Genomic DNA, 12,859 nt, shown 5'->3' with positions numbered 1-12,859 from the left:
CCGATCCTTCCGGATCATTCCTTGGAAATGGTGTAGACGAAGTTGGTGTCGAAGCTCGGTCCGAGCTTCAGGCCCTTCAGCTTGGCGGAATATCCCGCCACTTCCGTCTGCTGGAAGATGATGACGAAGGGACCCTTCGCCAGAACTTCCTTCTGCAGGTTCTCATAGATGGCGGCGCGCTTGGCGCTGTCCTTCTCCAGAAGCGCCGACTGGGTTTCCTTGGTCAGATCAGGAACGTCCCAGGCATTGCGCCAGGCGAGCGTCTTGTTCTTGCCCTCGTCGGAATTGTCGTAGTTGATGGTGAAGGTTTCCGCATTCGAGTTCGGATCGAAATAGTCCGAACCCCACTGGCCGATGTAGATATCATGGGTGCGGGCGCGATATTTGGTCAGCGTCTGCTTGCCGTCGCCTGGAATGATTTCCAGCTTGATGCCGGCCTGCGCCAGCGTCTGCTGCACGCTTTCGGCAATGCCGGTCACCGGCTGGGTGTTGCGCACATCCATGGACACGGTAAAGCCGTCCTTCAGGCCGGCCTTGGCGAGAAGCTCCTTCGCCTTGGCGACGTCGAGCTTGTAGGGGTTCTCGTCAAGCGCGCCGAGCTGGCCCTTCGGCAGGAAGGTCTGGTGAACTTCGCCGATGCCCTTGATGATCGTCGCACCGATGGCGTCGTAGTCGACGAGATATTTGAAGGCTTCGATGACCTCGGGCTTCTTCAGGTTCTCGTTCTTCTGGTTGAGGCTGAAATAATAGACGGTGCCCTTCGGCGCGGAGGTGACGGCAAGGCCTTCCTTCTTGGAAACGGCTTCCATGTCGCCCGGCTCGAGGTTGCGGGCCACATCGATATCGCCGTTTTCAAGCGCCAGGCGCTGGCCCGAGCTTTCCTTCATGTGGCGATAGACCACACGCTTCAGCTTCGGCTTCTCGCCGTAATAATTCGGGTTGGCTTCGAGGATCACCGCCTCGTTGGCCTTCCAGCCGAGGATCTTGTAAGGGCCGGAACCGGCATAGCCAGTCTTCAGGAATTCGTTGCCGAAATCGGTATCGTATTTGTAATCGGCGCTCGGCGTGACCGACTTGGCCTTTTCCGTCACGAATTTCTTGTCGACCACCGAAGCGACGGTTGCGGTCAGCACGTTCAGCACGAAGCTCGGCGCATAGGGCTTGTCGACCGTCAGAACGAATGTGTTCGCATCCGCAGCCTTCGCCTTTTCGGTGACGTTGTCACCGCTGAGACCGAACTGCGTCAGCAGGAATGCCGGCGACTTGTCGAGCTTCACGGCGCGTTCGAAGGAGAAAGCCACATCATCGGCCGTGACCGGATTGCCCGACGCGAATTTCAGGCCGGATTTCAGCTTGAACGTATAGGTGAGACCATCGTCGGAGGTCGTCCAGCTTTCGGCCAGATCGCCGATAACCTTGGACGTGTCGTTAAGATCGATGGAAACCAGCTTGCTGTAGGTGTTGCCGGTCACTTCGGCGGCGGAAAGTTCGAAAGCCTCGCCCGGATCGAGCGTGATGATGTCGTCGATGGCGAAACCTTCGACCAGCGTATCGGCCGGCGTTGCGGCAAAAGCATGGGGCGCGGCCAGCATCATCAGCGACAAAGCGGCGCTGGTGCTCAGAATACGCATGGATTTGTTGAGCGATTTGATCATAGGATCTCCCCTTTTGTTATAAGCTTGATTTGGTTCGCTTCAGCTCTTCTCAGGCCGCCTCGTGCCAGGCCTGAGACAAAACACGCAGCCAGTTTTCCCGGCATATTTTAGCAAGTTCTCCATCACCGTAGCCCGCCGATTTCAGCGCCGCAACCAGATTGTGATTGCCGCTCGCATCGGCAACGCCGACGGGTATCGTCGCGCCGTCGAAGTCCGATCCCAGCGCCACGCAATCGATGCCCATGCGCTCCACCATGTAATCGATATGGCGCACCATGTCGGAAAGCGGCGTATCGGCAATGTCGCGCGCATCCGCGCGCAGCATGGTCACGGCATAATTAAGCCCCACCAGCCCGCCGCTTTCCTTGATGGCATCCATCTGCCTGTCGGTGAGATTGCGGGCGACGGGGGTAAGCGCATGTGCGTTTGAATGGCTGGCGATCAGCGGCTGGTTGGTGGTCTTCGCCACATCCCAGAAGCCTTTTTCGGTGATGTGCGCGAGATCGATGAGAATGCCGAGCCTGTTGCATTCCTTCACCAGCGCAAAACCGGCGTCGGTGAGGCCGGGCGCCGTATCGGGAGACATGGGATAAGAGAAAGGAACGCCATGGCCGAAGATATTGTGCCGGCTCCAGACCGGGCCGAGCGAGCGCAGGCCGGCGGCGTAAAACACCTCCAGCGCATCGAGATCGGCGTCGATCGCCTCGCAGCCCTCCATATGCAGCACGGCGGCGAAGATATCCTCGGCAAAGGCCTTGCGGATATCGGCCGTGGAGCGGCAAAGCCGCCACGCGCCGGCGCGGTCGAGCCTCAGCGCAATCGCCGCCTTTTCCATGGCGATATCGAGCGAAGGCTGGCGCTCCAGTGGGGAGGCGAGCGGCGTGTTGTAATGGCCGCTTTCATCCGGTTCCTCCAGGATAAGATCGCCGGAGGGAATATAGATCGCGCAGATGCCGCCGCCGAGACCGCCTGCCCTTGCACGCGGGCCGTCTATATGGCCTTCGCGCGTGCCATTCCTGAATTCGGCCACGGGATCGGCACCGGCCTTGCTGTTGCGCCACAACCGAAGCAGCACATCATTATGACCGTCGAATACTGCATGCATGGGAAGAAATTCCAGTCATCGGAAAGAACAAAACGGGGGCGGGCAGACGCCGGGATGACACCGCGCGAAAGCAAACCGGCGCATTGTTCGCCGACCGCTATTGTCTGTCGGGGGCGATCTTAGGACGATCTCTTCGAGCTTCGCAAGACACAAATTAGGCAGCGGTCAAATTATCACCACTTGCCTTTTGCCGGAATTTGCGCTTCGTCAGGCGCGCCAGCCGCCTTCCGCTTTGGTGAGCAGCGGCGTTGAAAAAACACCCCTCACCCGCTCCGGCCATTCCGGCCCGAAAGCGGCGATTTTTTCCCGCCAGCGATCTGATTGCAGCATTGCCGCGCCGATGACGGCGGGCCGAATGCCGGAGGCGGCGAGAAGGGAAAGACCCGATACGATGGAGCTGCCGCTGGAGATCACGTCATCCACCAGCGCCACCCGCCGGTTCTCGATGAGCGGCAGCATGCGCGGATCGATATAAAGCCGTTTTTCCTGCCTTGTGGTGATGGAGGACATCGGCACTGACAGTTCCTCCAGATACCAGAATTTGCGCGAGGTGCCGAGCGGCACGTAACGGGAATGGCCGAGATGCCGGGCGACGGCGGCGGCAAGCGTCAGTCCCAGCGTCGGCAGGCCAATGACGACATCGGGCTTGAAGGGAAGAAGCTGTGCGGCAAGGTCGGCCGCCAGCGCCTCGAGCACCTCAAAAGAGGCCTGATTGACGATAAGCGAGGCGAGCGCATGTTCGCCATCCGCCAGCGGCCTTATCGGCAGACATATTTGCCTTCCGTCATCCAGCGCCGCCGGAAAGAAGGCGGAATGCGGGCCTGCCGTTTCGAAGCTGCGGCGCGGATGGATCTCCTGCCAGAACTCATGCGGCGCGGCGGGAGAATGGGCGGCAGGCGATGCGGGTGACGGCATCGGTTTTTCCTTTCAGAACCGGGATGGCGCAAGGCGAAGGCGGTTTTCGGCCGCGCCAATCCCGTTCGGCAGATTAGTCATTTTAGCAACCCCAGAGACGCTGCGGGTTCATTTCATTGGCTTTTTCCGCTAGGGTATTTCCGTCTTTATCCGAAACACGGAAATACCCTTGCTCTTTGGTTTACGCATTTCCGAACGCAAAACCGCTACACACTTTTGCTGGAAATGCTCTAGAAGAGAAAAAAGCAACAGGCATTCGGATGAACCCACCTATGACGCGGGTTTTTCCCATATTCAAGGACAAGCTGCCCATGAGACTGCTGGACCGCATCGGCGAGGACCTGCCATTCCTGACGGAGCTTCGCCACGACCTGCACGCGCATCCCGAACTGGGCTTCGAAGAGGAAAGAACAAGCGCCATCGTCGCCGATCTTCTTGAGCGTGCCGGGCTGAAGGTGCATCGCGGTCTCGGCGGCACCGGCGTGGTCGCCACGCTGCAGGTGGGCAACGGCACCCGCAGCATCGGCCTGCGTGCCGACATGGATGCGCTTGCCATGCCGGAAGTGCCCGACCGGCCCTATAAATCGAAATTTCCCGGCAAGATGCATGCCTGCGGCCATGACGGCCACACCGCCATGCTGCTGGGTGCTGCGCGTTACCTTGCAAAGACCCGCGATTTTTCCGGCACCGTGCATTTCATTTTCCAGCCCGCCGAAGAAGGCCGTGGCGGCGCGAAAAAAATGGTGGAGGACGGGCTTTTCACCCTGTTCCCCTGCGATGCGGTCTATGGCCTGCATAATATGCCGGGGCTCGGCATCGACGAAATGGCAGTGGTGGAAGGCCCGCAGCTCGCCTCTTCCGATAGCTGGCGCGTCACGTTCAAAGGCATCGGCACCCACGGCGCCAAGCCGCATCTCGGCCGCGATCCGGTGACGGCGGCAGGCACCTTCCTCGCCTCACTGCAAACCATCGTCGGCCGCGTTGTCGATCCGCTGCAACCCGCCGTGGTCAGCGCCTGTTCGGTGCAGGCGGGCGACCCGAAGGCGCTCAACGTCATTCCCGATCTCGTCGAAATCGGCGGCACGGCGCGCGCCTATGCGGCTGACGTGCGCGACCAGCTCGAAGCGGAAATCGGCAGGCTGGCGAAGGGCACGGCGGCGATGTTCGGCATCGAGGCGCATTACGAATTCATCCGCCGGATTCCGCCCGTCATCAACGAGGCGGATGCGACGAAGCGGGCGCTGCGCGCCGCAAGAACCGTCTTCGGCAACAGGACCCGCAACGCCTTCCCGCCCTCGACCGCCGGCGACGATTTCGCCTTCTTCGCGGGCGAAGCGCCCGGCTGCTATGTCTGGCTGGGCAACGGCCCGGCGGTGGATGGCGCGCTGCACCACAACACTTCCTACGACTTCAACGATGCGGCCATCGTGCCGGGCGTGGCGTTCTGGGCAACGCTGGTGGAGCAGGAACTGGCGGCGGAGTGAAAGTGGCCACCCGGCGCGATGGCCGCTCAGGCGCGCCGCGCGCCGGGGCGAGCGAGGCTGGCTAAAATTCCGGCAAGCGCGCAGCCGGCGGTAATCGCCATGATGCCGGGCCAGCCGGCATGGATCCAGAACCAGCCGCCGACCCAGCCGGTAATGCTCGCTCCGCAATAATAAAACAGCAGATAAAGCGCGGAAGCATGGCTTTTGGCGGCGCCCGCATTCGCGCCCACTCCGCTGCTGGCAGCCGAATGCCCGATGAAAAATCCGATGGTTATCGCCGCAATTCCCGCCACGATGAGGATGATGCTCGAGGCGAATGTGAGCAGGATACCGGCAAGAATGGTGGAAAAGGCAACCACCAGCATGATCCGCCGGCTGAACCTGTCGACCAGCGCGCCGCCATAGGAGGACGCGACGATACCCAGGGCGAAGGTCAGGAAAATCATGCTGACGGCCGTGCGGCCCAATTCGTAAGGCGGCGCGACGAGGCGAAAGGCGCAATAGTTGAAAACGGTGGTGAACACGCTCGTCAGCATCGCACCCAGGAAATAGAACCGCCGAAGTTCCGGGTTTCCAAGATGTTGCGCCCATATTCTCAGATGATTTTTAAGCGGCATGTGCTGCGGCCGGAAATTCCGCGAGGGCGGAAGCAGCAGCAGGAAGCCGATGGCCGCGAGAATGCAGACCGCCCCCAGCGCATACATTGCCACCTGCCAGGAGGTATAGGCGGACACCAGCCCCATGCCGACACGTCCCGCCATGGAGCCGAAGGCCGTGCCGCCGACATAAAGCCCCATCGCCTTGCCGAGGCTGGAAGGTTCGATCTCCTCGGCAAGATAGGCCATGGCGACAGCCGGAACGCCACCGAGCACGAAGCCTTCCAGCGCGCGGGCGGCAAGCAGCCATGCCCAGCCTTGCGTGCTTGCTGCGATGATATTGGCGATGGCGGCCAGCATCATCGAAACGAACATCAGATTTCGGCGGGTGAAGAGCTGGGCAAAGGCCCCGCTGAGAAGAATGGCGAAGGCAAGCGTTCCCGTCGTCAGCGACAAAGCGAGCGATGCGGTTGCAGGGTTGATGCCGAATTCCGCCGGAAATTCCGGTAGCAGCGGCTGCACGCAATAGATCAGCGAAAAGCTGGCGAAGCCTGCGAGGAAAAGCGCCCAGCTCGCCCGGCGAAACTGGCGGCTTCCCTGCCGTATCCAGAGCACATCCGGCGGCTCCTCCGTCATGACGATCGGCGGGGTGAAATCCTGTTTTTTGAGCTGGCGCATCGGGTTTGTCCTTTTCGCTCCCAGCTATAGCGCAGCTCCGTCTTTCATTCTAATATATGGAAGGCGTTCCCATCATATCTGGATCTAATATCATGGAACTCAGGCACATCCGCTATTTTCTGGCCATCGCCAATGAAGGCAGTTTTACGCGGGCGGCAGAACATCTGGGAATCGCGCAGCCGCCGCTCAGCCAGCAGATAAAGGTTCTGGAACAGGAAATCGGCGTGCGGCTCTTCCGGCGTCTCGCGCATGGCGCGGAACTGACACCGGCGGGCCACGCCTTTCGTGCTGCGGTGACCCATATTCCGCATCAGGTGGGCGAAGGTGTCCGGCTCGCACGCAGGGCGGCGGCCGGTGAAACCGGCATTCTGAGAATAGGCGTTACCGGCACGGCGGCGCTCAACCCTCTGGTTCCGGCCTGCATCCGCACCTACAGACGCCAATATCCCGACGTGGAACTTCAGGTGATGGAGGCTGCTGCCCTGGCGTTGACGCCGGCCCTGCTCGAAGATCGGCTGGACGTGGCGCTTTTGCGCCCTTCTCAATCCGATCCCGATACATTGCTCGAGGAAGTGCTCACCGACGAACCGCTTCTGGTCGCCCTGCCGGCATCCCATCCGCTCGCGCGGCGCGGCACCGCCATAGACCTGATGGAATTGCGCGACGACCCTTTCATTCTGACGCCACGCAACGTCGGCACCAGCCTTCACGATGCATCGATAAAAGCCTGCCAGGAGGCCGGTTTCACGCCGCGCCTCGGGCCGGCGGCACCGCAAATCGCCTCGATATTGTCGCTGGTCGCGGCCGAACTCGGGGTTTCCCTCCTTCCGGAATCCGTCGCGCAGGTCAAAATGCAGAACATCGTCCTATTACCCTCCAGCGGCCCGCCGCCGCGGCTTTCCATATCGCTCGCCTATCGGCGCGGAACGACATCGCCGGTGGTGAAGAATTTCGTGTTGGCGGCGCGCATTGCCGCGCGCGAAACACAGACGCCTGATGTGCCCGGGGTCGAATAAACCGCAGCCCGCGGATGCGGGCCGCCGCTATTCGAGAACGGCAATCACCGGGCTTTCCATCACCCTGCCCGTCAACACATCGGCCATGCCCATATCCGTCTGGTGCGGGCCGATATTGCAGGCGAGCGTGGCGCCGAAGCAGGCCTTGAAGACGAGATAGGGCGGCTGCCATTCCACCACCCTGCCGACGGCTTCGCGCAATTCTTCGAAAGCCTTTGCCACGTCTTCAAGCGGGGCATCGGAAACGAGGCCGGAAAGCGGCAACGGGAGAAGTGCGGTCACCTTGCCTTCGGAAGCGACAGCCATGCCGCCGCCTGCCTTTATCACCGCATTGGCGGCCAGCGCCATGTCCTCCGCATTACCGCCGAAAACGGTGAGGTTGTGGCTGTCATGTGAGACGGTGGTGGCGAAGGCGCCGTTCCAGTTTCCCCAGCCGGTGAGGAAGCCGGTTCTGGTGATCGGCTCGGCCACGCCGTGGCGATGGGTGACGGAAATCATCGTCGCGCCCTCAGGCGGAATGACGAAACCATCCGTCACCTCGGCTTCCACCTCGCCCCATTGCGTGAAGCGCGGGCGGTCGATGGTGGCGAGGCGCACCTTCGCGCCTTCGCAGGCAACCCGGAAATCATCGGCTGCGCGCAGCGGCAGCTTCATCGAGCCTTCGAGCGCTGTCGCATCGCAGGCCGGAACGTCGACGAGCATATGCCCGCCTTCCGCAACCGCCCTGCCCTCGGCCAGAACGTGGCGGGCGGCAAAACCGCTCAAATCCTCAAAGACGACGATATCGGCGCGACGGCCGGCGGCGATGAGGCCGAGATCGGCACGGCCGAGCCTTTGCGCGGCGTTGAGCGTTGCGGCGCGCAGCGCCCATTCGGCCTTCAGGCCATAACGGACGAGGCGGCGCACCACATCGTCAAGCCCACCGCCCTGCAACAGATGGTCAGGGAAGACGTCGTCGGTACAGAGTGTCACCGTCTGCGGCAGATGGCCGAGCGCGTTCAGCGCTTCCACGAATTCCGGCAGCAGGTGATCGTGCGAGCCGCGCAGCTCAATGGTCATTCCTGCCCGCAGTTTCGCCATCAGGTCTTCGCCCGAGACCAGCTCGTGATCGGAAGAAACGCCCGCCGCCATGAAGGCGTTGAGATCGGCGCCCTTCAGGCCGCGTGCATGGCCGCAGACCAGCTTTTGCGAGGTAAGCCCGGCCTGCACGATGCCGCTCATGCGCGGATCGCGCTCGATGACGCCGCGCATATTCATGATTTCCGCGACACCGCCGACCTGCGGCCACGACAGGATATCGGCGAGAATGGCAGCGTCGAAATCCGCCCCGCCGCGCTCCAGCCCCGGTGCGGAAGGCACGCAGGAGGGCGCGAGCAGAATGGCGCGCAGGGGCAGGTTCTGGATGGACTTCGCCGCCCAGCGCACCCCTTCCACGCCATGCACATTGCCGAATTCATGCGGATCCCAGACGATGGTGGTGACGCCACGGGCAACCACAGCCGCCGTATAGGCGGCCGGTGTGACCATCGAGCTTTCGATATGCATATGTGTGTCGATGAGGCCGGGCGAGACATAGGCGCCTGCCGCATCGATGATCCGTGCAGCGTCGCTGCGGCTTGCCCGCTCATGCACGCTGGCGATCAGCGGGCCGACGATGCCGATATCGGCGGCGCGAAGCTCTCCCGTCACCACATCCACCAATGTTCCACCGGTGATGAGAACATCGAAAGGCGCATCGCCGCGTGCGGCGGCGACCGCGCGGCTGCGCAGCGCATCATCGGTGAGATCGGCAGGCTCGCGTGTCGAAGAGTTCGCGTTCATCGGGCGGCCTCCCGGCGCAGCGCCTCGAGAATTGCCGTCTTCGCACCTTCGGCATCCACCGTTTCGGCGAAATGCGCGTTGAAGGCTTTAGCTTTCTGAGCGCGCGTCTCGACCACGGTTCGCCCGCGCGTCAGCGTCGCCTGAAGCTCGACATCGATCCGCGCATGACGCCACGCGATGAGACCGGAGATAAAGGCGACGGCGGCGACGGGATCGTAAAGCGCCATGGCGGCTCTGCCACGGCTGGTGGCGATGCCGATGAAACCTTCCAGCAGATCGGCGATCAGCCCGGCATTCCTGCCGCCGGCATTGCGGATCGGCAGCACATCGGCCGGCGAGGCGGTGACTTTGCGGCAGGCATCCAGATCGACCATGCGCAACGGCAGGCCGTGGGAGAGCACGATGGCCAGCGCTTCCGGATCGGCAAAGGCGTTGAATTCCGCCGAGGCCGTGTGGTTGCCGCTGGTCACGCCGCCACCCATCCAGGTGAGGTCGGAAATTTTTGCGGCAAGATCGGGCCGGGCAAGGCACAGGACGGCGATATTGGTGAGCGGTCCGAGTGCGAGAAGGCGCTTCTCGCCGGCCCCTTCCAGCCAGCCGCAGAGCGCGGCAAAGGCATCGCTGTTCGGCACGGCCGGCGCATCCGGCAGGCTTTGGCCGACGGTCGGAATGCCGTTATCGCCCAGAATGCATTGCGCGGTTTCGAGTGCACCGAGCACCGGCATGGCGCGGCCCTGATGGATCGGCATCGACCAGCCGAAGGCTGAGACGGCGCCTGCGGCATTGCGGCAGACCGCCTGAAGCGTCGCATTGCCGAAGACCAGCGAAATGCCGTCGATGGCAAGACCCGACGATTGCACCACCATGATGGCGGCGATGTCGTCAAAGCCCATATCTGTATCGATCCACACACCCATGGTCAGTTGAACACCTTGAGGCTTGCCGCCTTTTCGACCGGCAGGTCGAAGGCGAGCGTATCGCCGATTGCGTGGGAGGTCAGGGCGGCGTCCGTTTCCGCCTTGATGGGGCCGAGCGGCGTATCGAGCAGATATTCGCGGCTGTTGCCGGCAAAGGAGGTGCCGCGCACGGTTCCCTGGAAAGGACCTGAACCGAGGGTGACCATGCGCGGCCGCCAGGCCAGTCCGGATGCTGAAAGGACTGGTCCGGGAAGCGGTGTTGTGCCGTTTGCGGTTTTGAGCGCGCCGCCTTCCAGCGCGAAGATGTTTTCAAAGCCGACGAAATCCGCCACGAAGGACGAAACCGGCGCGTTGTAGATATCTTCCGGCGTGCCGATCTGCTCAATCTTGCCGCCCTTCATGACGACAATGCGGTCGGCGAGCGCCAGGGCCTCGATCTGGTCATGGGTGACGAAGATCATCGTCACGCCGGTTTCCTTCTGCACGCGCTGCAATTCGGTGCGCATTTCGAGCCTGAGACGCGCATCGAGGTTGGAGAGCGGCTCATCGAGCAAAAGCACCTTCGGTTCCATGACCATGGAGCGCGCCAGCGCCACGCGCTGCTGCTGGCCGCCGGAAAGCTCCGCAGGCTTTCGCGAGGCGAAGCTGGACAAGCCCACCGATTTCAGGCCGGAGGCGACCTTGTCTTCCAGCGCCTTGCCGTTCATGCCCTTGAGCTTCAGGCCGAAGGCGACGTTTTCGTAAACCGTCAGATGCGGGAAAAGCGCATAGGACTGGAACACCAGACCCACGGCGCGCTTGTTGGCGGCAACGCGGGTGATATCGGCCCCATCGAGATCGATACGTCCGCCCGCCACCGGCATCAGCCCGGCAATGGCGCGCATCGTCGTGGTCTTGCCGCAACCGGAAGGCCCCAGAAGCGCGAGCAGCTCGCCCTTGCGGATATCGAGATCGAGGTCCTTGACGGCGACATTGCCACCATAGGCGAGCGAGACTTTTTTGAGCGAAAGGTAATTTGCGTCAGACATAACGGGAGAACCCCAGGAAACGTTCGGCCATGAAGACGATGCCGATGGAAAGGAAGGCGAGCAGCGAGGAGAGTGCGGCCACGGAAGGATCGAAGACGATTTCCATGTAACCCAGCATGTCGATGGGCAGCGTGCGCACGCCCGGACCCGACAGGAACAGCGATACCGGCACCTGGTTGAAGCTCGTCACGAAACCGAGAATGAAGGCGGAGAGAATGCCGCCACGAATATTCGGCAGCACGACGCGGAAAAACGCCCCGACCCGCGACGAGCCGAGCAGCACCGCCGCCTCCTCGATATCGGAACGCAGATTGTTGAGGCTGGCCGATACCACCCGCACCGCATAGGGCAGGATGAGCGCGGTGTGGGCGAGGAACAAAGCAAGCGTGATGCCGATGCCGAAGGGCACGACGAAATAACGCAGCAGCGCTAAGCCGACGATGATGCCGGGCACGATGATGGGCGCGGAAACGATGGTGCGCACCGTCTCGGCAAAAGGCAGCTTGTAGCGCGACATGGCGTAGGAAGCGGGAATGCCGAGGATCAGCGCCGCAAACGTGCCGCCGATGGCGAGGAACATCGACATCGCAAAGCTTTCGCGAAAACTTTCCACCGTGAAGACCTTGGCGATCCATTTCAGCGAAAAGCCCTGCGGCGGAAAGGCGAGCGTATCCCCGGCCGAAAACGAGGCCGCAACGATGATGAGGAACGGCCCGATCAGGAAACCGACGACAAGCAGAAGCGTGAGCGGAATGAAGAGCTGCCGGGTCATTTCTTGTTCCTTGCGGTGGCGATGCGCTTCAGCAGGATATTGGCGGCAAAGCTCATGACGATCAGGATGAAGGCGATGACGCTGGCGGAGACGAAATTGTTGGAGACCGTCACCTGCTGGTAAAGCAGGGTTTCCAGCATCAACACCTTGGAGCCGCCGAGAATGGCGGGCGTGATATAGGCCGTGAGCGAACCGGTGAAGACCAGCGTGCCGCCGACGACCAGCCCTTCCTTGGTGAGCGGCAGGATGACCTTCCAGAACACCTGCAGCCAGCTTGCGCCGAGAACGCGGGCAGCCGCAATCGTATCCTTCGGCATATTCTCCAGCGCGCTGATGAGCGAGATGATCATCAATGGCAGGAACAATTGCAGAAGGCCGATGAAGACGGCCGTTTCGGAAAACAGGATACGGATCGGCGCGTCGCTGAGGCCGATGGCCTGCAGCGCCTGATTGACGATGCCGGTTCTGCCGAGAATGACGATCCAGGCATAGGTGCGGGCGACCGGCGAAATCATCAGCGGCAGCACGACCAGATTGACGACGTGCCCCTTCGCGCCCTGCGACAGGTTGACGATGGCGAAGGCCGCCGCATAACCCACCACCGCCGAGACGATGGTGACAAGCGCGCCGAGCTTCAGGGTGCGCAGGAAAACCGTCTGGTTCAGCGGATCGGTGAAGAAATCGGCGTAAGCCGCCAATGTCCAGCCATCGGCGGTGCGAAAACCCTCCGACAGCAGGATGAAGACCGGCACAAGAAAGACCGCCGCCGCGAAAATTGCGGCGGGCAAGGCAAGCGCCAGCGCTTCGGCCCGGTTCTGAAACATGGGTTTATTCCCTGAACGGCCTGAAGGCCGGTTGTTACGGCAGCCGGA

11 protein-coding genes are annotated in these 12,859 nt (G+C 62.0%); 2 read left to right on the top strand and 9 right to left on the bottom strand.

Annotated features, from left to right (window positions below; genetic code table 11):
* Positions 1-14: 14 nt before the first annotated feature.
* From FGF54_RS23360 to FGF54_RS23350, 3 genes are all read right to left on the bottom strand, one after another.
* Complete coding sequence (locus FGF54_RS23360; protein ID WP_065655285.1) at positions 15-1,655, bottom strand: ABC transporter substrate-binding protein; 1,641 nt, start codon at positions 1,653-1,655, stop codon at positions 15-17.
* 49 nt (positions 1,656-1,704) lie between these two features.
* Positions 1,705-2,760, bottom strand: coding sequence for a dipeptidase (locus FGF54_RS23355; protein WP_142781317.1), 1,056 nt, complete (start codon positions 2,758-2,760; stop codon positions 1,705-1,707).
* Positions 2,761-2,967: 207 nt separating this feature from the next.
* Positions 2,968-3,675 carry a phosphoribosyltransferase gene (locus tag FGF54_RS23350; protein ID WP_142781316.1) on the bottom strand — a complete coding sequence of 236 codons (708 nt, stop codon included), beginning with the start codon at positions 3,673-3,675 and terminating at the stop codon, positions 2,968-2,970.
* Between the two features lie 311 nt (positions 3,676-3,986).
* Between FGF54_RS23350 and FGF54_RS23345 the strand changes: the two genes are divergently transcribed.
* Positions 3,987-5,159: a M20 aminoacylase family protein gene (locus tag FGF54_RS23345; protein ID WP_059761247.1), complete on the top strand. Its 1,173-nt coding sequence runs from the start codon at positions 3,987-3,989 to the stop codon at positions 5,157-5,159.
* A gap of 26 nt (positions 5,160-5,185) precedes the next feature.
* On the opposite strand, the gene FGF54_RS23340 is transcribed toward FGF54_RS23345, so the two are convergent.
* Complete coding sequence (locus tag FGF54_RS23340; protein WP_003520902.1) at positions 5,186-6,433, bottom strand: MFS transporter; 1,248 nt, start codon at positions 6,431-6,433, stop codon at positions 5,186-5,188.
* A 92-nt stretch (positions 6,434-6,525) separates the two neighbouring features.
* Here FGF54_RS23340 and FGF54_RS23335 point away from each other — a divergent pair, with 92 nt between their 5' ends.
* On the top strand, positions 6,526-7,449 hold the full coding sequence (locus FGF54_RS23335; RefSeq protein WP_020810834.1) for a LysR family transcriptional regulator: 924 nt from the start codon (positions 6,526-6,528) through the stop codon (positions 7,447-7,449).
* A gap of 27 nt (positions 7,450-7,476) precedes the next feature.
* Here the strand turns inward: FGF54_RS23335 and FGF54_RS23330 are convergent, their stop codons facing one another.
* Genes FGF54_RS23330 through FGF54_RS23310 form a run of 5 tightly spaced genes read right to left on the bottom strand, consistent with a single transcriptional unit; the run spans position 7,477 to position 12,811 of the window.
* Complete coding sequence (locus FGF54_RS23330; RefSeq protein WP_142781315.1) at positions 7,477-9,270, bottom strand: adenine deaminase; 1,794 nt, start codon at positions 9,268-9,270, stop codon at positions 7,477-7,479.
* Complete coding sequence (locus FGF54_RS23325) at positions 9,267-10,187, bottom strand: nucleoside hydrolase (RefSeq protein ID WP_142781314.1); 921 nt, start codon at positions 10,185-10,187, stop codon at positions 9,267-9,269. The genes FGF54_RS23330 and FGF54_RS23325 overlap by 4 nt, the downstream gene beginning before the upstream one ends.
* 2 nt (positions 10,188-10,189) lie before the next feature.
* The gene (locus FGF54_RS23320; RefSeq protein WP_059760911.1) at positions 10,190-11,215 is read right to left on the bottom strand and encodes an ABC transporter ATP-binding protein; all 1,026 of its coding nucleotides are present in this window, start codon (positions 11,213-11,215) and stop codon (positions 10,190-10,192) included.
* Positions 11,208-11,987 carry an ABC transporter permease gene (locus FGF54_RS23315; protein WP_065655279.1) on the bottom strand — a complete coding sequence of 260 codons (780 nt, stop codon included), beginning with the start codon at positions 11,985-11,987 and terminating at the stop codon, positions 11,208-11,210. Before FGF54_RS23315 ends, FGF54_RS23320 begins: the two co-directional genes overlap by 8 nt.
* Positions 11,984-12,811, bottom strand: coding sequence for an ABC transporter permease (locus FGF54_RS23310; RefSeq protein WP_142781313.1), 828 nt, complete (start codon positions 12,809-12,811; stop codon positions 11,984-11,986). The genes FGF54_RS23315 and FGF54_RS23310 overlap by 4 nt, the downstream gene beginning before the upstream one ends.
* Positions 12,812-12,859 lie beyond the last annotated feature (48 nt).

The organism is Agrobacterium sp. T29 (assembly GCF_006970545.1).
In the GTDB taxonomy this organism is placed as follows: domain Bacteria; phylum Pseudomonadota; class Alphaproteobacteria; order Rhizobiales; family Rhizobiaceae; genus Agrobacterium; species Agrobacterium leguminum.
The sequence above is the reverse complement of the archived record's forward strand: the minus strand, read 5'-3'. Positions and strand labels throughout refer to the sequence as shown.